Source organism: Micromonospora sp. NPDC048842 (genome assembly GCF_040649935.1).
Lineage (GTDB): Bacteria > Actinomycetota > Actinomycetes > Mycobacteriales > Micromonosporaceae > Micromonospora > Micromonospora hortensis.
The window spans coordinates 205,636-226,840 of the sequence record NZ_JBEZGK010000005.1; the positions used below are offsets into that span (position 1 = coordinate 205,636).

Annotated in this window: 20 protein-coding genes; 12 read left to right on the forward strand and 8 right to left on the reverse strand. The window is 72.1% G+C overall.

Going from position 1 to position 21,205, the window contains the following annotated elements:
- Positions 1-104 precede the first annotated feature (104 nt).
- The 4 genes from AB0C19_RS09740 to AB0C19_RS09755 all read left to right on the forward strand — a co-directional run bounded on the left by AB0C19_RS09740 (position 105) and on the right by AB0C19_RS09755 (position 4,110).
- Complete coding sequence (locus AB0C19_RS09740; protein WP_357182100.1) at positions 105-1,217, forward strand: hypothetical protein; 1,113 nt, start codon at positions 105-107, stop codon at positions 1,215-1,217.
- Between the two features lie 29 nt (positions 1,218-1,246).
- Complete coding sequence (locus AB0C19_RS09745; RefSeq protein ID WP_357182103.1) at positions 1,247-2,296, forward strand: nitronate monooxygenase; 1,050 nt, start codon at positions 1,247-1,249, stop codon at positions 2,294-2,296.
- Between the two features lie 67 nt (positions 2,297-2,363).
- A complete protein-coding gene (locus AB0C19_RS09750; RefSeq protein WP_357182106.1) occupies positions 2,364-3,461 on the forward strand; it encodes an SRPBCC domain-containing protein in 1,098 nt (365 codons plus the stop codon).
- Positions 3,462-3,474: 13 nt separating this feature from the next.
- The gene (locus tag AB0C19_RS09755; protein ID WP_357182110.1) at positions 3,475-4,110 is read left to right on the forward strand and encodes a hypothetical protein; all 636 of its coding nucleotides are present in this window, start codon (positions 3,475-3,477) and stop codon (positions 4,108-4,110) included.
- Between the two features lie 45 nt (positions 4,111-4,155).
- On the opposite strand, the gene AB0C19_RS09760 is transcribed toward AB0C19_RS09755, so the two are convergent.
- Positions 4,156-6,192, reverse strand: coding sequence for a glycosyl hydrolase family 28-related protein (locus tag AB0C19_RS09760; protein ID WP_357182113.1), 2,037 nt, complete (start codon positions 6,190-6,192; stop codon positions 4,156-4,158).
- A gap of 219 nt (positions 6,193-6,411) precedes the next feature.
- On the opposite strand from AB0C19_RS09760, the gene AB0C19_RS09765 reads away from it, so the two are divergent.
- The 3 genes from AB0C19_RS09765 (at position 6,412) to AB0C19_RS09775 (ending at position 8,551) form a co-directional block, all read left to right on the forward strand.
- Positions 6,412-7,506: a PIN domain-containing protein gene (locus AB0C19_RS09765; RefSeq protein WP_210784064.1), complete on the forward strand. Its 1,095-nt coding sequence runs from the start codon at positions 6,412-6,414 to the stop codon at positions 7,504-7,506.
- 291 nt (positions 7,507-7,797) lie between these two features.
- Positions 7,798-8,019, forward strand: coding sequence for a hypothetical protein (locus tag AB0C19_RS09770; RefSeq protein WP_030335934.1), 222 nt, complete (start codon positions 7,798-7,800; stop codon positions 8,017-8,019).
- A 373-nt stretch (positions 8,020-8,392) separates the two neighbouring features.
- Entirely contained in the window at positions 8,393-8,551 is a 159-nt protein-coding gene (locus tag AB0C19_RS09775; RefSeq protein WP_357182118.1) for a hypothetical protein, read from the forward strand.
- Between the two features lie 184 nt (positions 8,552-8,735).
- Here AB0C19_RS09775 and AB0C19_RS09780 read toward each other — a convergent pair whose 3' ends face one another.
- From AB0C19_RS09780 to AB0C19_RS09795, 4 genes are all read right to left on the reverse strand, one after another.
- Entirely contained in the window at positions 8,736-9,284 is a 549-nt protein-coding gene (locus tag AB0C19_RS09780) for a DUF1062 domain-containing protein (protein WP_357182121.1), read from the reverse strand.
- A 239-nt stretch (positions 9,285-9,523) separates the two neighbouring features.
- Positions 9,524-10,585, reverse strand: coding sequence for a Gfo/Idh/MocA family oxidoreductase (locus AB0C19_RS09785; protein ID WP_357182123.1), 1,062 nt, complete (start codon positions 10,583-10,585; stop codon positions 9,524-9,526).
- Between the two features lie 95 nt (positions 10,586-10,680).
- On the reverse strand, positions 10,681-11,346 hold the full coding sequence (locus AB0C19_RS09790; RefSeq protein WP_357182125.1) for a response regulator transcription factor: 666 nt from the start codon (positions 11,344-11,346) through the stop codon (positions 10,681-10,683).
- Entirely contained in the window at positions 11,334-12,626 is a 1,293-nt protein-coding gene (locus AB0C19_RS09795) for a sensor domain-containing protein (RefSeq protein ID WP_357182127.1), read from the reverse strand. Before AB0C19_RS09795 ends, AB0C19_RS09790 begins: the two co-directional genes overlap by 13 nt.
- A 162-nt stretch (positions 12,627-12,788) precedes the next feature.
- Between AB0C19_RS09795 and AB0C19_RS09800 the strand changes: the two genes are divergently transcribed.
- From AB0C19_RS09800 to AB0C19_RS09810, 3 genes are all read left to right on the forward strand, one after another.
- Positions 12,789-13,484 (forward strand): SDR family oxidoreductase, encoded by a 696-nt coding sequence (locus tag AB0C19_RS09800; protein WP_357182131.1) that lies wholly within the window; start codon positions 12,789-12,791, stop codon positions 13,482-13,484.
- Positions 13,478-15,112, forward strand: coding sequence for an MFS transporter (locus AB0C19_RS09805; RefSeq protein ID WP_357182134.1), 1,635 nt, complete (start codon positions 13,478-13,480; stop codon positions 15,110-15,112). The genes AB0C19_RS09800 and AB0C19_RS09805 overlap by 7 nt, the downstream gene beginning before the upstream one ends.
- Positions 15,113-15,201: 89 nt before the next feature.
- Positions 15,202-15,969, forward strand: coding sequence for a TetR/AcrR family transcriptional regulator (locus tag AB0C19_RS09810; protein ID WP_357182137.1), 768 nt, complete (start codon positions 15,202-15,204; stop codon positions 15,967-15,969).
- A 6-nt stretch (positions 15,970-15,975) separates the two neighbouring features.
- Here the strand turns inward: AB0C19_RS09810 and AB0C19_RS09815 are convergent, their stop codons facing one another.
- Positions 15,976-16,794 (reverse strand): helix-turn-helix transcriptional regulator, encoded by an 819-nt coding sequence (locus AB0C19_RS09815; RefSeq protein ID WP_357182140.1) that lies wholly within the window; start codon positions 16,792-16,794, stop codon positions 15,976-15,978.
- Between the two features lie 131 nt (positions 16,795-16,925).
- Here AB0C19_RS09815 and AB0C19_RS09820 point away from each other — a divergent pair, with 131 nt between their 5' ends.
- Together AB0C19_RS09820 and AB0C19_RS09825 are read left to right on the forward strand one after the other, a co-directional pair.
- A complete protein-coding gene (locus AB0C19_RS09820) occupies positions 16,926-17,843 on the forward strand; it encodes an SDR family NAD(P)-dependent oxidoreductase (protein WP_238686323.1) in 918 nt (305 codons plus the stop codon).
- Positions 17,844-17,852: 9 nt separating this feature from the next.
- Entirely contained in the window at positions 17,853-20,003 is a 2,151-nt protein-coding gene (locus tag AB0C19_RS09825; protein ID WP_357182145.1) for a hypothetical protein, read from the forward strand.
- Between the two features lie 43 nt (positions 20,004-20,046).
- Here AB0C19_RS09825 and AB0C19_RS09830 read toward each other — a convergent pair whose 3' ends face one another.
- Positions 20,047-20,445, reverse strand: coding sequence for a hypothetical protein (locus AB0C19_RS09830; protein WP_357182148.1), 399 nt, complete (start codon positions 20,443-20,445; stop codon positions 20,047-20,049).
- Entirely contained in the window at positions 20,442-20,891 is a 450-nt protein-coding gene (locus AB0C19_RS09835) for a hypothetical protein (protein WP_266303147.1), read from the reverse strand. The genes AB0C19_RS09830 and AB0C19_RS09835 overlap by 4 nt, the downstream gene beginning before the upstream one ends.
- Between the last annotated feature and the right edge of the window lie 314 nt (positions 20,892-21,205).

Here is a 21,205-nt window from a genome sequence, read left to right on the forward strand (position 1 = left end):
TCGACCAGGGGTTTCGGCGCGTCCCCCCGATGGCCGTCGACCGTGGCCGGGATCGGCCAGGATGGGCGGGTGGCCGGTCACGGCCGCGACGAGGAGGGTGGGCGATGCGGGTACGTGGACGGTTGACCTGGGGGCGGCGCGCTCGTGCGGGGGCGGTGGTGACCGCGATGCTCGCGGGCACGCTAACGCCGGCCGTGGTGCTGGTGCCGGGCGCTGCCACGGCGGGCGCGGCAGCGGGGACGGCGGTCTGCCAGGTGCGCGACGACCGGCTGCGCGAGATCTCCGGGATGGTCGCCACCGACGACGGGTACGTGGTGATCAACGACGGGGCCGACGACGAGGCCCGCCGCCGGATCTTCTTCCTCGACCAGCGCTGCGCGGTGGTGCGCACCGTCTCCTTCCCGTCCCGGCCCCGCGACACCGAGGACCTGGCCATCGGCCCGGACGGCACCGTCTGGGTCGCCGACATCGGCGACAACGACCGCTCCCGGCCGACGGTCGGCGTGTGGCGGCTCGCGCCGGGGGCGAAGCAGCCGGTGCTGCACCGGATGACCTACCCGGACCGTCCGCACGACGCCGAGGCGCTGCTGCTCGACGCGTCCGGTCGGCCGCTGATCGTCACCAAGGGCGGCAGTGGCACTGTCTTCCTGTACGCGCCGGCCACCGCGTTGCGGCCGGACGCGTCGACGCCTCTGACCGCGCTCGGCCAGGTGACAGTGCCGTCGACCACGACCAGTAACCCGTTCTCGTTCCTGGGGCGCGGCGTGATCACCGGCGCGGCGAGCGCGCCCGACGGACGGCGGGTGGTGCTGCGCAGCTACGCCGACGCCTTCGAGTACGACGTGCCCGACGGCGACGTGGTCCGCGCGTTGACCACCGGCACCCCGCGGATCACCCCGTTGCCGGACGAGCCGCAGGGCGAGTCGATCACCTACAGCCGTGACGGCCGCTCGTTGCTCACCGTCTCCGAGTCCGCCGGTCAACCAGCGGGCACCCGCTCGACGATCCTGCGCTACCCGGCCACTGCCACCACTCTCACCGCGGCGCCCTCCACGGAGTCCGTCGACCCGGTGTCGCCCACTGCGGTCCGTCCGGCCGCCGGAGAGGTCGGCGGAGGGGGCGGGCGGACCTGGCCGCTGGCCCTCGGCGCGGGAACACTGCTGGTCCTGCTCGGGGTGGCCGGCGTGCTGTGGTGGAGGCACACCGCGCGCCGGTGAGCGGGCCGGCCCTGCGGCAGGATGGGGGGATGTCCGTCCTGTCCACGTTGCGCCACCCGATCGTCGCCGCCCCGATGGCTGGTGGCCCGTCCACGCCCGCGCTGGTGGCCGCAGTGTCCGCGGCGGGTGGGCTGGGCTTCCTCGCCGCCGGGATGATCGACACCGATCGGCTGGTCGCCGACGTCGCCGACGTCCGCGCGCGTACCGATCGGCCGTTCGGTGTGAACCTCTTCCTGCCCGACCCCGGCGGCGTCGACGAGGCCGCCGTCCGGGCGTACGCGGAACGGCTCGCCCCGCAGGCCGCGCGACGCGGCGTGAGCCTGGGCGAGCCGGTGGGCGGCGACGACTCGTACCCGGAGAAGCTGACCGCGTTGCTCGCGGACCCGGTCCCGGTGGTGTCCTTCGTGTTCGGGCTGCCCGACCGGGCGGCGGTGACCGCCCTGCGCGAACGGGGCACCGAGGTGTGGGCCACAGTCACCCGACCGGAGGCCGCGACCGCCGCCGCCGACCTGGGTGTGGACGCGGTGGTGGTGCAGGGCACCGAGGCCGGTGGGCATCGCGGCGGCCTGCCGGACGACGACGACTACGGGTTGCTGCCGCTGCTCCGGCTGACCGCCGCCCGCTGTGACCGGCCGTTGGTGGCCGCGGGTGGCCTCGTCGACGGCCCCTCGGTGGCCGCCGTGCTGGCTGCCGGCGCCGCCGCCGCGCAACTCGGCACTGCCTTCCTGCGCTGCCCGGAGGCGGGCAGTTCGCCGATGCACCGGGCGGCGGTGGCCAGTGCCGCGCCGACCGCGTTGACCCGGGCATTCACCGGTAAGCGGGCCCGTGGCGTGGCCAACGACTTCCTGCGCCAGCATGACGCGGCGGCACCGAGCGGCTACCCCCAGGTGCTGCACCTGACCCGTCCCCTGCTCGCCGCCGCCCGGCGCGACGCGGACGCGTCGGTGGCCAACCTGTGGGCCGGGCAGGCGCACCCGCTGGCCCGGGACGTACCGGCGGCGCAGGTCATCGCCGAGGTGAGCGCCGACGCTCGGGCCGCGCTGGCCACAGTGGTCGAGCGGTCCAGTCGCTGGGGCTGACCAGGACGCCGACAACCGGCTCGGGCGGGCGGGGCAGGTTAGGCGGGCAACCCGTTAGAGTCTCGCCGTGATCGAGATCGGTGCGCAGGTTGACCTGTCCCACCCGGCTGAGCGGGTCTGGCGCGCTCTGACCGATCGGGAGTTGCTCGGCCGGTGGTTCGCCGAGGCCGAGGTGGTCGAGGGCGTACCGGACCGGATGCTGCTGCACACCGCCGACCTGCCCGGCTTCGAGGCCAACGTCGAGGTCGAGGTGACCGAGCGGCAGGAGCCGGACCTGCTCGTGCTCGCCTGCGACGAGGCCGGCCGGCTCAGCGAGCTGACCTGCACGGTCACAACCACGAAGCAGGGCTGTCGGCTGGAGCTACGGGAGGTCAGCACGCACGGCGCGTGGTCCGCCGAGCAGCACGAGCCGCGCGAGCAACAGCTCCGGCAGGCGCTGACGGTACGGCTGCCCGCCATCCTCGACTGGCTCGCCTTCCAGCAGGTCGACCTGCGCCAGGCCGATGGTGGGATGACCAGGGAACTGCCGCTGATCGGCGTACGCGGCAGGACCGGCCGCAACCCTCGTCGGCGTCGTACGCTCGTCGCCGTTGTCGTCGGGGCCGCGATGGTGGCGGGGACGGCGGCATGGGTGACGTTGCCGTCCGACCCGAAGCCGGCCGCCGCGCCCGCACCGACCGCGACCGCGTCGCCTACCGTGACGGCCGGCCCAGTGACAGTCGCCCCCACGGCGAGCCCCTCGACGCGCCCCTCCCGGACCACCGCGTCGGCGACCACCTCGCCGAGTCGGACCCCGTCGGCGAAGCCCTCACGGACAGCCGCGTCGGCCGCGCCACCTCCACCTCCACCACCGGCGCCCGTCACCGCCCGATACGAGACCGACTCCGACCGGCTGTTCGGCTACACCGGCGAGATCGTGGTCCGCAACCCCGGCGGCGCCCCGGTGTCGGACTGGGCCGTGGTGGTCACCCTCGCCGAAGGCACCACGGTCGACGACGTCGACGGCGCGAACTGGCGACAGGACGGACGGGTGATCACCTTCACCGGAGCCGCCGTGGCGGCCGGGGGATCGCAGACGATCAGCTTCGACGTCCGCGACAGCCGGCCGAACGCCCGGGAGCCGGAGAGCTGCACGATCGGCGGGCAACAGTGCGCGGGCCTCTGACTAGGCTGCCGTCATGGCACTGCTGCACAGGGCGACCCTGCACCCCACGAAGTTGGACCTGCTAACGGCCTGGCTGCCCGGCCGACAGTGGTTCGCCGGACCTGCTGGCGTCGAGGTGGTGAGCCGGGGCGCCTACCGCTTCGACGACCCGGCCGGCGAGGTCGGCATCGAGACGATGTTGGTCGGCGTCGCCGACGGGCCGGTCCACCATGTTCCGCTCACCTACCGCGCCGCGCCCCTCGACGGTGCGGACGGCTGGTTGGTCGGCACCACCGAGCACTCGGTGCTCGGCCGCCGCTGGGTGTACGACGGCTGCGTCGACCCGGTGTACGCGGCCGCGCTCGCCCACGCGATCCTCACCGGCAGCGGCCAGGCGGAGCAGTACTTCGAGGTCGACGGCCGGCGTGAGGTGCGTGAGCCGACGGTGACCGTCGTCGTCGACGGCCCCGCCGAAGCCCAGGTGCCGGCCGTCGGCGCGGTGCGGCGGGTGGTCGACGAGGACCGCACGCTCATCGACACCGACACCGTCGAGCTGGTCGTCGTGCGCCGGCCGGGGACCGGGGTCGACGGGCCGGCGGGGGGCATGCTGAGCGGTAGGTGGGACGGTCAGTCCACGACCGTGCCGCTGGCGTACGTCAGGACCCGCTGATCTGTGTGCGGTGGGCGGCCCGATCGCTCGGGCCGCCCACCGCTGTCACCACTGCGCGGGAGGCGGGGGCGGCGACACGGGCGGCCGGTCGTCGCAGGTGATGGTGTTGGGCAGCAGCCACGGCGCGAGCCACCCGCCGTCGTTGCCGCCGAGGTCGGTCAGTGTGAACTCCGAACCGGCCGGGGTGAAGTGGAACGATCCGCAGTTGTTCACGCCGACCGCGCCAACGTTGCGGGCGTCCACGTTGGCGAACGAGGCGGACCCGGCCGCGCGGGCGCTGACCACCGAGGTGCCGGTGCCGTCGACCCGGACGTCCCGGAAGCGCGCATCGGAGATCGAGTAGAGATCCTTCACGGGCCAGTCGCTGACCAGCATGATCGCGTTGTACGTGTTGTCCAGGTACGCGTCGCCGGTCACCTCGATGGGCGCCTCGATGCTGCGATCCAGGGCGAAGACCCAGATCGCGCCCAACCCGATGTTCCAGTTCAGCTCGTACGTGCCGGCGCGGGCTGTGGTGTTGTTGGTGAACCGCAGATACCCGGTGAACGGCTCCGCGCCGAAGCGGGCCCCGGCGTGCAGACCGCTGCCCTCGCGTACCGGGTCGGCGACCAGGTTGTGCGAGACGGTGGTGTCGGTGCCGCCATAGATGGCGATGCCGTTGGCCAGTGTCGGTGACTGCACTGTGTTGTGGTCGAACGTGTTCCGCGCGTTGGCCGTCTTCTCCGACCACATCGCCAGGCCGTCGTCGCCGGTGTTGCGGACGAAGTTGTGCGCAACCAGGGAGTCGGTCACGCCGGTGTGGAAGTTGAGCGCGTCGGCGATCTGGTCGACGATGATGTTGTTGGTGACCCGGACGTTGCGCATCGGGCCGTCGAACCACAGGCCCGCCTTGGTGTGGTGCAGGTAGAGCCCGTCGATGGTGGAGTCGCTCATCGCCCCACCGATCGCGTTGACCTGGTCGGTGTCGATGCGCTCCCGCACGTCGCCCTCGATGGCGAAGCCGGAGAGGTGCACGTTACGGCTTCCGCCGTCGGCGGCGTCCCGTCCGTAGAACCCGACTCCGGTGTGCACCGAGCCATCCGGCGCGGGGGTCGGCAGGGCGACCTCGCGGCCCTTGATGGTGGTGTACCAGTTGCCGGCGCCCTCGATGCTCACGTCGTCGACGATGATGTGCCGGTTGACCTGGTAGGTGCCCGGCGGGATGTACACCTTGAGGTGGGCGCGCCGAGCGAAGGCGATGGCCCGGTCCAGCGCGTCGGCGGAGTCCCGCCGGCCGGTGGGGTCGGCGCCGAACGCGAGCACGTTCGCGGCAAGCAGCCGGACGTGCGGCGGCGCGACCAACTCGGAGTCGAGCAGGTCGATGACGGTCCAGGCGGCGGCGCTACCGGGCGGCGCGGTGAGCCGGACCGTGTCGCCGGCCCGGTAGGTACGTCCGAGCAGCAGCCGCTGCTCGTCGTAGAAGTGGGTGGGCCGGAACGGCTTGTCGATGCTCGGGTACGGCGTGGTGGCCGACGGCACGCACTGGCACTCGGTGATCCACCAGTCTGGGTGCAGCAGCCCGGCCTGCGGGTCGTTTGTGAACGGGTACTGGTTGTAGAGCCACGAGTACTGCGAGGTCAGCGTCATGGTGCGCAGGTGCTTGCCGTTGACGGCGACCTTGAGCGGCGCGGTGATCCCACCGCCCTGCGGCGCGTCCGGGATGCTGTACCGCACGGTGATCCCGTTCGCCGCGCTGGGCAGGACGAACTCCACGTACTCCCCGGGGGTGAGCCGGACCGCGCGGCGGCCGGAAGCCTCAGCGGGCAACGTGTAGGCGGACCGGTCGGGCCCGATGATCTCGCCGTTGGTGCGGGCGTTCTCCGCTTCCTGCTCGAGGAAGTCGACGTCCGCGCCGCGTCCGGCTACCAGCGCCGGATCGAGGGCGGCCCGGGTGACCACCGGCTGCGCGCCGGCGGACCCGGGTGGACTGGCGGCGGCCGCGGTGGGCCCGGCGACCAGCACGGCGAGACCGGCCGCGAGCGCGACGGCGGTGCCGCTGGGCCGGCCGGGGCGTCCCCGCGCCGGCGTGAGGCTGCGAAACATCGGTGACCCTCCTGGGTGGGTGGTGGTGGAGGTCCGCCCGGCGTTCCCCCGACGCCCGACATTGATCGTCATGATGCAGCACCAGACAGGGCACTGCAAGACGCCTATCGAACAACGAAAATAAACGACTATCAGGCCGCAAGAAATGGACGGTCGTCGAGTTGAGGTGTCGCGCGTCGCCCGCCCCAGCCAGCTCACGCCCGGCGTAGGCTGATCCGCGTGGATCAAGAAGACCGGATTGCCCTCTTCCTCGACTACGAGAACCTCGCGTTGGGGGCGCGCGACCATCGCGGTGGCGCGGCCTTCGACTTCCGGCCCATCGCCGACGCGCTGGCCGAACGAGGTCGGGTGGTGGTCCGCCGGGCGTACGCCGACTGGTCCTACTTCGACGAGGACCGCCGGATGCTCACCCGGTCCCACGTCGAGCTGATCGAGATCCCGCAGCGGATGGGCGCGTCCCGTAAGAACGCCGCGGACATCAAGATGGCCGTCGACGCTATCGAGTTGGCGTTCGAACGCGACTACATCTCCACCTTCGTGATCTGTAGTGGTGACAGCGACTTCACCCCGCTGGTGCACAAGCTGCGCGAGCTGAACAAGCGGGTCATCGGCGTCGGGGTCGAGGGGTCAACCTCGGGACTGCTTCCCCCGGCGTGCGACGAGTTCCTGTACTACGACCGGCTGGAGGGCGTGGACATCCCGCCGGCCCGTGGTCGCCGCGCCCGTCCCGCCACCCGCCAGGCCGGCGCGGAGCAACGCCCACCCGAGCCGGAGCGGGAGCACGAGCCGGAGGTGGACCGCCGGCCGGCGGGGGAGGAGCCCGGCCGCGACGTGGACGCCCTCGCCGTGCTCGTCGCCCAGTCGGTCGCCGGGTTGCAGGGCAGTGCCAACGGTGAGGTCACCGCCTCCCGGCTCAAGCGCACCCTGCTGCGCAAGGACCCCACCTTCAGCGAGTCCGACTACGGCTTCCGCACCTTCGGCGAACTGCTGCGCCACCTCGCCGAGCGCAACGTGATCGAGCTGGCCGAGGGCCCGGCGAAGGGTGACCCCGAGGTCTCGCTGCCCGAGCACGGCGACCGCGAGGTGGCGTTCGGCCTACTCCGGGGCGTCGTGGCGGACCTGGGTAGCGGCGGCAACCCGGTGGCGTTGTCCGGGTTGAAGAACCAGGTACGCCGGGCCCGCCCCGACTTCAGCGAGAAGAAGCTCGGCTACCGCAGCTTTCTGCAGTTCTGCAAGGCCGCCGCCACCGCCGGCGTACTGGACCTGCGTTGGAGCCCCGAAGCCGACGACTACCTCCTGACAACCCAAACCTGACCGCGCCGCCCCCTCTCCCTGCCGGTCTCGCGTTGATCAAGAGGTTCGCGTCACCGGGAACGCGATTGGTGACGCGAACCTCTTGATCAACAAGGTCTGGGGGTGGGAGTTGCGGGGAGGGTGCAGAGTGGGGCGGGGTTCCTGATTCGCAAGTCAGGAGCGGGAGAACCGCCCGTTATGGTTTCGAACCGTCAACGGTTGGCCCGAAATGCGCCTGGATTGTCGCCCTTGCCCCGGTCCGGGCATACCTGCGCCGTACCCTCGGCGCGGGAATTGCTATACGGTCGGCGAATGAAGGTGGAGGAGCACTGGTGGAACGGAGACACGACCCCGCGCGGGCGCCGGGACGTGTACATCCGTACTGACGGGCAGGGTTGGGAGGTCCGCGCCCAGATCGGTGGGGCGTCGGGTCGTGAGCGGGTGCAGCAGTGCCCAAGCCGGGCCTCGGCGGCCATCCTCGCCGACGCCTGGCGCGGCACCCACCCATCCTGGCGCGAGCTAAAGCAGCGCTGATCCGGCACCGGGCCGGGTCGGCAACGCTCCCGGGCTCCAGCCCGGCGCGCCCGCCGACCGGCCCGGCGCTCGGTACGTTGGTCCGCCGCAACCGCTCAGTGGTTCAGCTGCCGAATGTCCAGCTCGCAGGTCACCGCTTCTGAAGCATGACGGAAGCAACGTCGGCCAGAAGCACCAATGCCGAATCCAGTTGCGAGCAGTTGTCGCGACACGGCAGCCGCCAGCTCGCCACGGCCTCTCCAGAGCCCTTCAGTGCGTGCCCAGCACCCGGCTACTTCCCATCACGTGACCAAGGCGTCGTGGCTACCTCCGTGTCTCCGCCCTCAGGTCGGGTACACGTGGGTCTGCCGGTCGCGCCCGATGGAGGTCGCACATGTCGCAGGGCCCCGACGAGGAGAACCCCAGGCTCGACGAGGAGGTCCGGGAGGCCGAGCGCCGGCTCGCCAACCTGGCCACGACGTCGGATGACGCCTTGACCGACGACGACGCCCGCGCGCCGGACGACGCTCGCTCCGAGCAGAACGCCGACTGAGGCCACCGGAACCGGACAGCAGGCAAGATCCACTCGGTTTCCGTGAAACTGCGGTGCTGGAGGCGGTCCGACCCCGCGCTTTCAGGGAAACCGAGTCGATCAACGTGCTGGCCGCCCAACCCCGCCGCCAACAGGGCCTGCCCGGCGTCCTGCCGGACAGGCCCACTGTCGGCCAGCGAGGGGCTCAGCGCTTCAGCGTGAAGGTGAAGTCGCCGGAGAGCTTGCCGCTCAACCGGAACGCCGAAACGACAGTCCCATCCATGATCAGTCGGTCGACCTCGCCCCGCGACAGACCGCAACCCTCAGCGATCAGACGGGTCGGCCGGACCGGGATCCGTGCCGCGTTGCGGACCGCGACGTCGATCACGTCGAGGTCCAGGTGCTCCGATCCGCCGGTGTCGAGACGCCAGGCGTTGTCCCAGTCCAGGACGAACCGGTTCCGGTGCTGGACGGCCGGATCCTGAAGCAGTTCGGCGGTCAGGCCCCGGTCGTTGGCATGGAGCCGGTCCAGCAGTTCGGGTGGGATGGAGCGCACCGTCATCCGCTCCAGGACTGTGAGCTTGGCCGTCTCCCCGCACCCGGTGCAGAGCGCGAGAAGCCAGACGTCGAGGAGCTTGTGGTTGGCGTTGACACGGAACTTGCCGCTCGCCCGAAGGCGGTGGGACGCGCACGCGTGGCAACGGCGGTGAACGATGGGCAGGCAGGTGGGCACGACGGCCCAATTTTTGAGCACAGAAGTACACCGGTCTCAGTGAGAAGTCCGCAGCAAAAAGGAGCGCGGCGCAACTGCGCGACGCGCGACAGATCAGCTCTCGGGAGGTCTCACAGGGTGTACAACGGCACGTCCTTGCCTAGACGACCACGTTGCGCAGCACGGTAACGGCGCACGACGGCGCCGCTCCACTGGTTTTCGCGTACGCGTCAGGAGCCCGGGTGGCGGGAGGTGCCGACCGGCCGGGTGTTCCGGCCCGGTCAGACGGTCGGGACCGGCAGCACCACACCCTCGGCCGCCGACCGGTGGGCCAGCTCGATCAACTCGACAGTGTGGACCGAGTCCCGGGGGTCCACCGGCATCGGCGTGCCGTCGCGCAGCGCAGCCGCCACCTGGGCGTAGAAGCTCTGGTACGCGCCAGGTTCGGTCGGCACCGGCCGCAGGTCACCGTCGACGCCGAGCAGGCCGTAGCGGTCCGACGGGACCTCGCCCCAACCCGGCTGGTCCGGTCGACCACCGTCGTGCAGCGCCGCCTCCTGCACGTCCAGCCCGTAGCTGGTGTAGCCGGCCCGGTCGCCCAGCACCCGCAGGCGCGGCCCGAGCTGAGCGGTCACCGCGCCCATCCACAGGTGCGAGTGGACCCCGTTGGCGTGGGTCAACGCCACGAAGGCGTCGTCGTCGACGGCCGCGCCCGCGCGGCGGCGGTCCACCTCCGCGTAGACCCGCTCGACCCGACCGAACAACTGCACCGCCTGGTCGACGAGGTGGGCGCCGAGGTCGAAGAGGGCGCCGCCGGCCTCCTCCGGACCGGCGAGTTCCCGCCAGCCCGGCTTGATCGTCGGACGGAACCGCTCGAACCGGGACTCGAAGCGCAGCACCTGCCCCAACTCGCCCTGCTCGACCAGGCGGCGGACGGTCAGGAAGTCGCCGTCCCAGCGCCGGTTCTGGAAGACCGTCAGCGGCACCCCTCGCTCGGTGGCCTCGTCGATCAGCACGCGGCCCTCCGCGGCGGTCGGGGAGAGGGGCTTGTCGACGACGACCGGCAGGCCGGCGGCGAGCGCGGCGCGCGCCATCGGCACGTGCTGCCGGTTCGGCGTCGCCACCACGACCAGGTCCAGGGCGTCCGGGGTACGCCACAGATCGTCGGCGTCGTCCACCAGGCGGGCGTCCGGGAAGTGCTGTCGCGCCTGCTCGCGTCGTTGCGGATCACGGGTCACGATGGCGTCGAGCCGCAGCCCTGGAGTCGCGGCGATCAGCGGCGCGTGGAACACCCGACCCGCCAGCCCGTACCCCAGCAGACCAACCCGCAGCGCCTTCGCCATGCCGTGCCCCCATCTCCCTGGTCCGCGCCCTGACCTGGCGCCGGTACCGCTGAAAGGAATCTACGCCGGGGGCGGTCGGGCCCGATCTCGGCCCGTCAGCTCACCGGGTCGGCGCGCAGGTAGGTGAGGACCGCGAGCACCCGCCGGTTGGTGTCGTCGCTGGGGGGCAGGTCGAGCTTCAGCAGGATGTTGCCGACGTGCTTGCCGACCGCCGCCTCGCTGACGTGCAACCGGCCGGCGATCGACGCGTTGGACCGCCCCTCGGCCAGCAGCGCCAACACCTCGCGTTCCCGGGCGGACAGCGCGGCGAGCGGGTCGCGGGGGCGGTGCAGCAGTTGCCGGACCACGTCCGGGTCGATGGCGGTGCCGCCATCGGCGACCCGGCGCAGCGTGTCGACGAACTCGGCGACCTCGGCGACCCGGTCCTTGAGCAGGTAGCCGACGCGTTGGCCGTCGCCGCTGTCCAGCAGCGCCGCCGCGTACCCGGTCTGCACGAACTGGCTGAGCACCACGACCGGGAGGTCAGGTCGCTCGGTGCGCAGCGCGACGGCCGCGCGCAGCCCATCGTCGCGGCGGCCCGGCGGCATCCGGATGTCGGTCAGCACCAGGTCCGGTCTGTGGTCGCGGGCCGCCACCAGCAGGTCCGGTGCGGACCCGACGGCCGCGCACACAGTGAAGTCGAAGCGGGTCAGCAGCGCGACCAGACCCTCCCGCAGCAGCACCTCGTCCTCGGCGAGCACGACCCGGGTCACCGACGACATGGCAGCTCCACCCGGACCACTGTAGGCCCGCCGGGCGGGCTGGAGAGCAGCAGCCGGCCGTCCACGGCGGCGACCCGGTCGGCGAGCCCGGTCAGGCCGGTACCCCGGGCCGGGTCGGCACCGCCGTGGCCGTCGTCGGTCAGCTCGACGACGAGGTCACCGCCGACCCGGGTGAGGCGTACGTCGGCGCGGGTCGCCCGGGCGTGCCGAGCCAGGTTGCCCAGCGCCTCGGAGATCACGAAGTAGGCGGTGGTCTCCACGATCTCCGGCAACTCGTCGTGCAGGTCGGCGTGCACGGCGACCGGGATGGTGGCGGCGTCGGCCAGCTCGCGTACCGCGCCGGCCAGGCCGAGGTCGGTGAGGCTCTGCGGGCGGATGCCGTGCACCAACTGCCGCAGCATCACCATCAGACCCCGGGCCTGGTCGTGCGCCACGGCTAGTGGTCGGGAGGCGGGGGAGTCCTCGGGTACGTCCAGCCGGGCCAGCCCCAGCTGGAGAGTGAGGCTGGTGAGCCGGGGCTGTGCGCCGTCGTGCAGGTCGCGCTCGATGCGGCGGCGTTCGGCCTCGTACGCGCCGACCAGTCGGGTGCGGGAGCGGGTGACCTCACGCAGCGCCGCCGCGTCCACCGGGTGGGCCAGCAACCACCGGGCCACGGCTGCCTGGACGGCGGCGAGCAGACCGACGGCATACCAGAGAACCGGGATGAGCAGCACCCCCACGATCGCGTACGGAATGGCCTCGCCGGTGCTGTCGATCGGCTGCCAGATCACCACCGGCTGGTTGGCGTCGCCGGCCAGCCAGGGGCTGGAGATCATTCCAAGGTCGAGCAGCACCAGCACCAGGAACACCCAGTACGCGACCGGAGCGAACCCGCCCAGCCAGAACAGGTACGCCACCTCCCGCCAGGTCGCGGCGCTGCGGTAGCGGGCGACCAGGCCCGGCCACGGCGACGGCGACGGTGGACGACCGTCGACGAGCCCGACCCGCCACCGCTCGACGATGGCCACCGGGAAGCTCACCAGCGGGGCCAACGCCAACAGGGTGAGGCTGCCGGTCGCCAGGAACAGCATCAGTGCGATGCTCGGCGGTCGGCCGTGCTGGCGGAGCCCGTTGACGGCGGCCAGCAGTGGCGCGCCGATGACGAGCAGCCCGACGCCGAGCACGCCGGCGATCGGCACTGTGGTCACCAGGTAGGCCAGCGCGCGCCAGGGCCACGCGGAGATCAGCCAGCGGCGGCGGCGCAGCGCCTCGGCCAGGTGCGAAGGGTGTTCCGTGGTCATGCAGAAGACGCTAATCGGGTGCGACCGGGTGCCCCAGCCGTCCAGATCCACTCTTCGGGGTATGCCCAGCAATACCCGCGAACGGGTGTGCGGGGTTCGGAAACGGGAAGAACGCGCCGTCACGCGGCCCGCGTGACCTGTGCTGGCGGCGGCTGGAGAGACATGGGTGCCAGAACCTTCGTGGTGGTCGGCGGGACCAGCGGTCTCGGCCTCGCGGTGGCCCGACTGCTCGTCGACGAGCATCAGGTAGTGGTGTTCGGCGACGTGCCGGCCGAGGTCGCCGCCGCGACCGACGAGCTGGGTTGCGACGGCGCCGTCTGCGACATCTCCTCCTACGAGCAGGTCCGCGACGGGTTCGCCGATGTGGTCGGGCGCTACGGCACGATCGACGGGGTGGCGGCCTGCGCCTCCATGTGGGCGGGCGGCGACCTGGGGGACCTGTCGGTGGAACACATCCGCCGGGCCGTGGAGATCAACGTTCTGGGCATCACGTACCTGCTGCGGGAGTCGGTGCAGCACCTGCACCGACAGGGCCACGGCAACGTCGTCTACATCGGCGCTCTGGCGCTGGCGGCCCCCCGGCCCGGCATCCCCGTCTACCGGGCCACCAAGAGCTACGGCAACAGCCTTGTCGACTCGCTGGCCGAGGCCCAGCACAGCAACCGGGTCAAGGTGATGCAGCTGCATCCCGGGCCGATGCCGACGCGGCTACAGGAACGGGTGGGCGCCGAGTTCCTGGACGAGGTGTACGCCATGCCCGAACAGGTCGCCACCGAGGTCGTCCGGTTGCTGCTGCTCGAACCCGACGACCTCTACGTCTCCGGTGAGCGCGTGCTGCGCGCGGACGGGCGGTGGTGACGGCCGCAGCCGGACCCGCCGACCGTCCGGCCTCGGCCTGGGCGCCGCTGCGGACGGCGGTCTACCGCAACCTGTGGCTTGCCCTGCTCGCCGCCAACATCGGCACCTGGATGCAGACCGTCGGCGCGCAGTGGCTGCTGATCAACCACTCCAACGCCTCCGCCCTTGTCGCGCTGGTGCAGACCGCCAGTCTGCTGCCGGTGCTGCTGCTGGCGTTGCCCGCCGGGGTGCTGGCCGACAGCTTCGACCGCCGGCACCTGCTGATCGCCGTGCAGCTTTTCCTGGTGGCGGTGGCGGTGGCGTTGACGCTGCTCACCCTGACCGGCCGGATGCCGCCGGCGCTGCTGCTGACCCTCACCTTCGCGTTCGGGGTCGGGCAGGCGCTGACCCTGCCGGCCTGGGCGGCGGTGATCCCGGAGCTGGTGCCGCAGGACCAACTGCGGTCGGCGTCCGCGCTCGGTTCGATAAGCGTGAACGTGGCGAGGGCGGTCGGGCCCGCGGTGGCCGGCGTGCTGATCGCCCGTACCGGCGTCGCCCCGGTCTTCGGTAGCAACGCGGTCGCCTTCGGGATCTTCGCGTACGCGTTGTGGCGCTGGCGTCCCGGTAACGCGCGCGCGGTCGAGGTGCCGGAGCGGTTCACCGCCGCGTTGCGCGCCGGCAGCCGCTACGTACGCCACTCGCCAACCGTCCGCCGGCTGTTGCGCCGTGCGCTGGTATTCGTGGTTCCGGCCAGCGCGCTGTGGGCGTTGCTGCCGTTGGTGGCGAGTCGGCGGCTGGGGCTGGGCTCGGGCGGGTACGGGGTGCTGTTGGCCGCCCTCGGCGTGGGCGCCATCGCGGGTGGCGTGTTGTTGGCCGTGATCCGCGCCCGGCTGTCGGCCAACCAGCTCCTGCTGATCGCCGGGGCGCTGTTCACAGTGGCGCTGACAGTGGTCGGCACCGTGCGGGTGGTGCCGCTGGTGCTGCTGGCCCTGCTGCCCGCCGGGATGGCCTGGGTGACGGTGCTGGCCAACGTCAACGCCGAGATGCAGCTCTTCCTGCCCAGCTGGGTACGGGCCCGGGGCCTGGCCGTCTACCAGGTGTGCTTCGCCGGTGGACAGGCCGCCGGCGCGCTGCTGTGGGGTCTGGTGGCCGAGATGGCCGGGCTGCTCCTCGCGTACCTGGCGGCGGCGGCGCTGATGCTCGTCGGCACCCTGACGAGTCGGATCTGGCCCTTGCCGGACCTGCGGTCGGTGGACCGGGAACCGGCGGCCTACTGGCCGCAACTGCACCTGGCGCACGAGCCGGACCCGGGGGTGGGACCGGTGCTGGTGATGGTGCAGTACACCGTCCGCCCGGAGCGGACCCAACGGTTCCTGGCGGCGATGGACCTGGTGCGTGGCGCGCGGCAGCGGACCGGCGCGATGCGCTGGGGGCTGTTCCGCCCGGCCGAGACGGTGGACCGGTTCGTCGAGGTGTATCTCGTGCCGTCCTGGGACGAGCACCTGCGCCAGCACGGTGGCCGGTTGACCGGTGAGGACCGCGCGGCCGAGCAACGGGCCCGGGAGTTGACCGACGGGGAGCCGGAGGTCCGACACCTGGTGCCCGCCGCTGCCGGTCCGACGCTGTCCGACGACCGCGAGGCGCTCTGACGCACGCCTTGGCGCGACAGCGCGGACCACCCGGGAGCGGGCCGGCGAGGGCGTACTGCGTACGGCCGCGTTGTTAGGATGGCCGCACCATGGCGAGTGAGCGCAAGGCGACAGCGGACCCGGCCCGCAGCCTGGCCCTTCTCTGGCGCACCCGGGAGCCGACCAGCCGCAGCGCGGGTCCGGCGCTCAGCGTCGACCGGATCGTCCGGGTCGCGATCGACATCGCCGACGCCGAGGGGCTCGACGCGCTGACCATGCGTCGGGTCGGTGAGGCGCTGGGGGTCGGCACGATGTCGGTCTACACCTACGTGCCGGGCAAGACCGAACTCGTCGCCGTCATGATCGACACCGCGTACGGCGAGATGCCGCGCCCCACCGTCGAGGGCGACTGGCGGACCAGGCTGGAACGGATCGCCCGCGACAATCTGGCGCTCTACCAGCGGCATCCCTGGATGCTGCGGGCCGAGACGACCCGACCGGTGCTCGGCCCGCACCTGATGGCCAAGTACGACTACGAGCTCGGCGCGATCGTCGACATCGGGCTCACCGACGTCGAGGTCGACGCGGTGCTCACCCTTGTGCTGGGTCACGTCAAGAGCGCAGCCCGGGCCGCCTCCGAGGTGGTCGACCTGGAGCGCGAGACGGGCATGACCGACGGTCAGTGGTGGCAGTCGCACGCGCCCTGGTTGGAGACCTTCCTGAAGCCCGGCGCCTACCCGACCGCGTCCCGGGTCGGCACTGCGGCCGGCCAGCAGCACGGCGCCGCGTACGGCCCGGAGTACGCGTTCGAGTTCGGGCTGCAACGTGTTCTCGACGGGATCGCGGTGGTGGTCGCCGAGCGGGCGGCCAACCGATAGCCGGCCCTAGCGTGCTGCCCGTCGAGCCAGCCGGGCCAGCGAGCGCGCCGACGGGCTGCCCGGCTCGGCGTGATAGACCACCAGCGACTGGGTGGTGCCGCTGATCGTGAGCTTCTCGTAGCGCAGCGCCAACTCGCCCAGCTCCGGGTGCTGGAACACCCGCACCCCGCCGCCCGCACGGGCCGTGACGTCGTGCCGGGCCCACAACCGGCGAAACCGCTCACTGCCGGCCGTCAGCTCCTCTACCAGCTCGATGAGGCGGGGGTCGTCCACCTCGGGGCCGACCTGTGCGCGCAGTCCAGCCACCGCGTTGGCCGCGACCGCCGTCAGAGCCGGATAGAGCGCCGGCACGCTCGGGTCCAGGAAGACCGCGCGCAGCAGGTTCACCCCGGTCGTGAAGATCGGCGCCAGCGCGGTCGCGGCGGGGTTGGCGAAGAGCACGTCCAGGTGTCGACCGTGCACGAAGGCGGGAGTCTCAGCCCACGAACCGACCAATTGCCGGATGCCCACCGGCACCCGCTCCGAGGGTCGCGCCGCGCGGCGGGCCGGCACCGGCCGGGCCAGGCCGTGCAGGTGTGCCGCGGCCTCCGCGTCCAGCATCAGCGCGCGCGCCAGCGCCTCGACCACCTGCGTCGACGGGTGCCGGTCGCGCCCCTGCTCCAAGCGGAGGTAGTAGTCGGCGCTGATGCCGGCGAGTAGCGCCGCCTCCTCGCGGCGCAGGCCCGGCACCCGCCGACGGCCGTGCGCGGGCAAGCCGACGTCACCCGGCCCGATCAGCTCGCGCCGGGCACGCAGGTATTCGCCCAGCGGGCCGGCCGTGCTCACCCGCCCATCGTAGGAGCCGCCACCGACCGCCCAGCCTGGTCCTGCCACTACCAGGAAAAACAGGGAACCGGCTAGCGCCTGCCGTCGGGGTGACAGTGTCGGAGTAAGCGTGATCGAGAGACGGGACAGCAATGACAGAGCGCATCACGACCCCCTTCGGTTTCGCCTCGACCGCCGACGAGGTCATCGCCGGGGTCGACCTGAGCGGCAAGCGGGCCATCATCACCGGCGGCGCCGCCGGTATCGGCATCGAGACGGCCCGTTCGCTCGCCGCCGCCGGCGCCGAGGTCGTGCTCGGGGTCCGCCGGGTCGCGGCGGGCGAGCAGGCCGCCGCCGACATCGCGGCCAGCATCGGCGCGGAGCGGGTCACCGTCCGTGCGCTGGACCTGGCCGACCAGACGTCGGTACGCCAGTTCGTCGCCGGTTGGGACCAGCCGCTGCACATCCTTGTCAACAACGCGGGGATCATGGCGCTGCCCGAGCTGGAGCGCACCGCCGAGGGCTGGGAGATGCAGTTCGCCACCAACTTCATGGGGCACTTCGCGTTGACAGTCGGCCTGCACGACGCCCTCGCCGCAGCCGGCGGCGCCCGGGTGGTGTCGGTCAGCTCCAGCGGCAACCTCTTCTCCCCGGTGATCTTCGACGACCTGCACTTCGCGTTCCGGCCGTACGACCCGTTGCTGGCCTACGGGCAGTCCAAGAGCGCCGAGGCCCTGCTCGCCGTGGAAGCCACCCGCCGCTGGGCCGGCGAGGGCATCTACTCCAACGCGCTGAACCCGGGCGCCATCGCGACCGGCCTGCAGAAGCACACCGGTGGGCTCAAGTCGCCCAAGGAGATGCACAAGACCCCGCAACAGGGCGCCGCGACCTCGGTGTTGCTCGCGGCGTCCCCGCTGCTGGACGGCGTCGGCGGTCGCTACTTCGAGGACTGCGCCGAGGCCCCGGTCGTCACCGAGCGGCCCGCCGACTACAGCGGCGTGGCCGCGTACGCGGTCGATCCGGGCAACGCCGAGCGGCTCTGGACCGTGGCGTCCGGCCTGATCGCCTGAAGGATGGCGATGGCCGGCGACCAACCGCGACGAGACGACGTGGTGGAGTTGCGGGTGCACGGTGTGTCCGGGGCGGACCCGACGGTCATCCTCGACCAGCCGCAGGTCCGGCAGGTCGCCGGCGACGGCAGCGGAGGCTTCCACCGGTCCGCCGGGTCGGACGGGGTCGGCCCGGACGGGGTGACGCTGGAGGCGTACCGCTGGGGGGACCTGCCCTCGGGCACCGTCGGCCGGACCCTCGCCATGGTTTTCCTCCTGCCGTTCATGCTCAGCAACGTGGCCGTGTGGATGCGCCCGACCGGTCGCCGCCGCGCCGCCGCGGTCAGCGTGCTGTGTCGGCTCCTCGCACTCAACCTCACAGTGCTGTACGTGGTGTCCATCGCCGGAGTCGCCCTCGACCTGCTCGCCTGGCAGTGTCTCGGTGCGGCCCGCTGCCGCCCGCCCTTCGACACCATGGCCGGGCTCGACGGCCGGCACGTCGGGCAGCGACTGGCAGTGCTGGCGTTCCTGCCGATCGCCGCCATAGCGCTCCTGCGCCTGCTCGGCACCCGTCGGTCCGGCCCGGCCGACAACCCACTGTGGGCCGTGGAGCCCCTGGTGCACCGGCTGCGCGCGATCCACGTGGCCGCAGCCCTCGCCGCACTCGATGTCGTGCTGCTCACGGCCCGTCGTGCCAGCGGCGCGACGTTCTCCACGACCCTGCTGCTGGCGCTCAGCGCGGCGGTGTTGCTGACCTGCGTCGGTCTGCTCGCCGCTCCGGGACTGATCGACCGGGCGGCTACCGCGCGAACTGCCACCTGGACCGCCCGCACGGCGGGCGTCGTGGCGGCCGTCCTGAGCGTGGTGACCCTCGCCACGGTGGCGAGCGACCGGCGCGACTGGTCGTCGGCGACCGGGCTTCCCGGCTACGACGGGCTCGCGGCTGTGGCGCTGTTCGGCCAGATGATGTTGCTGGTGCTGCTCAGCGCGGTGGTGCTGTGGCAGCGCGGTCGGGTGGGCGGCCGGTCCGCGCTGCCGGGTGGCCTGGGCGCGGCGGTCCTCGCCGCCATCGCGGTCGGCCTGACCGGCGCGCTCTCCGCCGGCCTCGTCTACCAGACGGGGGAGTTGCTCGGTGGCTACCGCGGTGACGGTGGGCCACCGTCGCCGTACCGCTGGACGCTGCTGGCGTTCTTCCTGCACGTGGTCGCGGCGGTGCTGGTGTGTGGCGCGTTGACGGTCGTGTCGCGGCGGCGCCGGCGGCGTGCGGCGGCGGCGATCACCGCCCGTGACTTTCCGGTCGTGCCACCGGAGGCGGTCGGGCGGCTACGGCTGGCCACGAAGACGATCGCCCGGGCTCGGTTCACCGAGTGGTTGGGCCTGCTGGCCGCCGCGTACGCGGTGCTCGCGGTGGTCGGACTGGCCACGAGTCTGGTGGGGCGTACCGGGCGCGAACCGGAGGAGTTGACCCGGCAACTGCTCGGGCTGCCGGCCGGCGCCGTCCAGATGGGGCTCAGCGGGGGCAGTTTTCTCCTCGCCGCGTTGCTGCTCACGCTGGTGGCCGGCGGCGTGTTCGCCTACCGGACCGCGTGGTTCCGCCGGCACGTCGGCATCCTGTGGGACCTGGGCACCTTCTGGCCCCGGGCCGCGCACCCGTTCGCACCACCGAGCTACGCCGACCGCGCGGTGCCGGAACTGGCCGACCGGATCAGCCAACTGGCCGAACGGCACGTCGGTGTGTTGCTCTGCGGGCACAGCCACGGCTCCGCGCTGCTCGCTCTCGCGGTGCTGCGGCTGCCCCCGCGCGTACGTCAACGGGTCGCGCTGCTCACCTACGGGTCACCGCTGGACCGCCTGTACGCCCGGCTCTTCCCGGCCTACCTCAATGAGAAGGTGCTACGTGAGATAGGGGAGCGGGTCGAGTGGCGGTGGCTCAACCTCTGGCGGGACACCGACCCGGTCGGTGGCTGGATCTTCGCCGCACACCGCCCCGGCGATCCACCCCCGGACCCGACCGATCCGGCGGGCCAGGTCGACAGGCGGTTGCGGGACCCACCGAACCTGCTGCCGGCGCCGGGGGAGCGGTCCGCGCCGCCGCTACGGGGGCACCATCCGGGCGAGACCGACCCCGAGTTCCGGGCGGCGGTGCGCGAACTGGCCGAACGTCTTCGTGGTGCTGGCTGAGCCTGCCGGCCGCGGGCCGGGCGGTACGGGGACCCCACTGCGGTCAACGGTCCATCCCGGGAATCCGGTCGGACTCCGCCACCGCCGCTCGGACCTTGCGGAGCGTGGCGTCGGGGGCACGGATCGCGGCGCGCCAGCGGTCCAGCGTCCGGGTGAGCACCCGGACCACGAACTGCAACTGGTTGACCTGCTCGCGGAGCATGCCCAGCTCGGACCGGGCGCTGAACGCCTCGCCCTCCAACTGGGTGATCCGTGTCTGCAACGGCTGCACGAGCGTGAGGGCGGCCTCGGTGAGCGTGTCGGCGGCATCGGCCTTGAACTTGCCGCGCTGCACCACGACGGTGGCGATGGCGGCCAAGCCGGTGCCTCCGCCGAGGATGCCGAGCACGCTGAGCGCCACCTGCACCCAGTGGGGTGCAGCCGGTGCGGGTGCGGTAATCACGTGACACCTGCCTGCAACTGTTCGTAGGTCACAAATTCGCACGCTCGGGCCAGGCGACGCAGATCGATGGCGATCTGCGCGGCCCGCCAGAGCGACCCGACCGTCACCGCGATCACGAACGACGTGGCGACGATGGAATTTCGACCCGACATGACCAACAGGGCTACCGAGTACATGCCGGTGAGCGTGCCGAGCACCAGTACCGACGCGAGTTCGAGGCCGAGCCCGGTGGAGAGCCGGCCGGGCCAGAGGATGCCCAGTAGTCCACCCACGCCCACCGCGATCAGACCCAACTCCCAGGCGACCTGGATGGGATGCGGCATCGACGTCTGTACGGACGTCGGCCGGACGTTGAGGGCCATCATGAGAATGCCGCAGAGCGGTGCGGCGGCCAGGACAGCGATCTCGTACGGCTGGTGGCGGGATCGGATTCGTAGGTTTCCCACGGCAACTCCTTGGTCGAGGACCGGCGTCCGGCAGCGCCCGGTGGACCAGTGCCGTTCGGTGGGTCGCGACTGTCGAGCTGCGGTCCGTGCGGCGGAGGCCAGTGGTGCGTTGCCTGTGGACGGTCGTTGGGCGAGAAGATGGAGCGGACTCGACGTCGTTGGCTGCCGGTATCTGCCTGTGTATCACCGATGGCCGGTTGGCGTCCACCTGCTGTAACGTCGCATTCCCGCAGGTCAGAGTCCGTTGCTGGCTGGTTTGGGGCTGTGGGACGGGTGCAGCGCGGCGACCCGGCCGCACGACCACCTGGTGACGA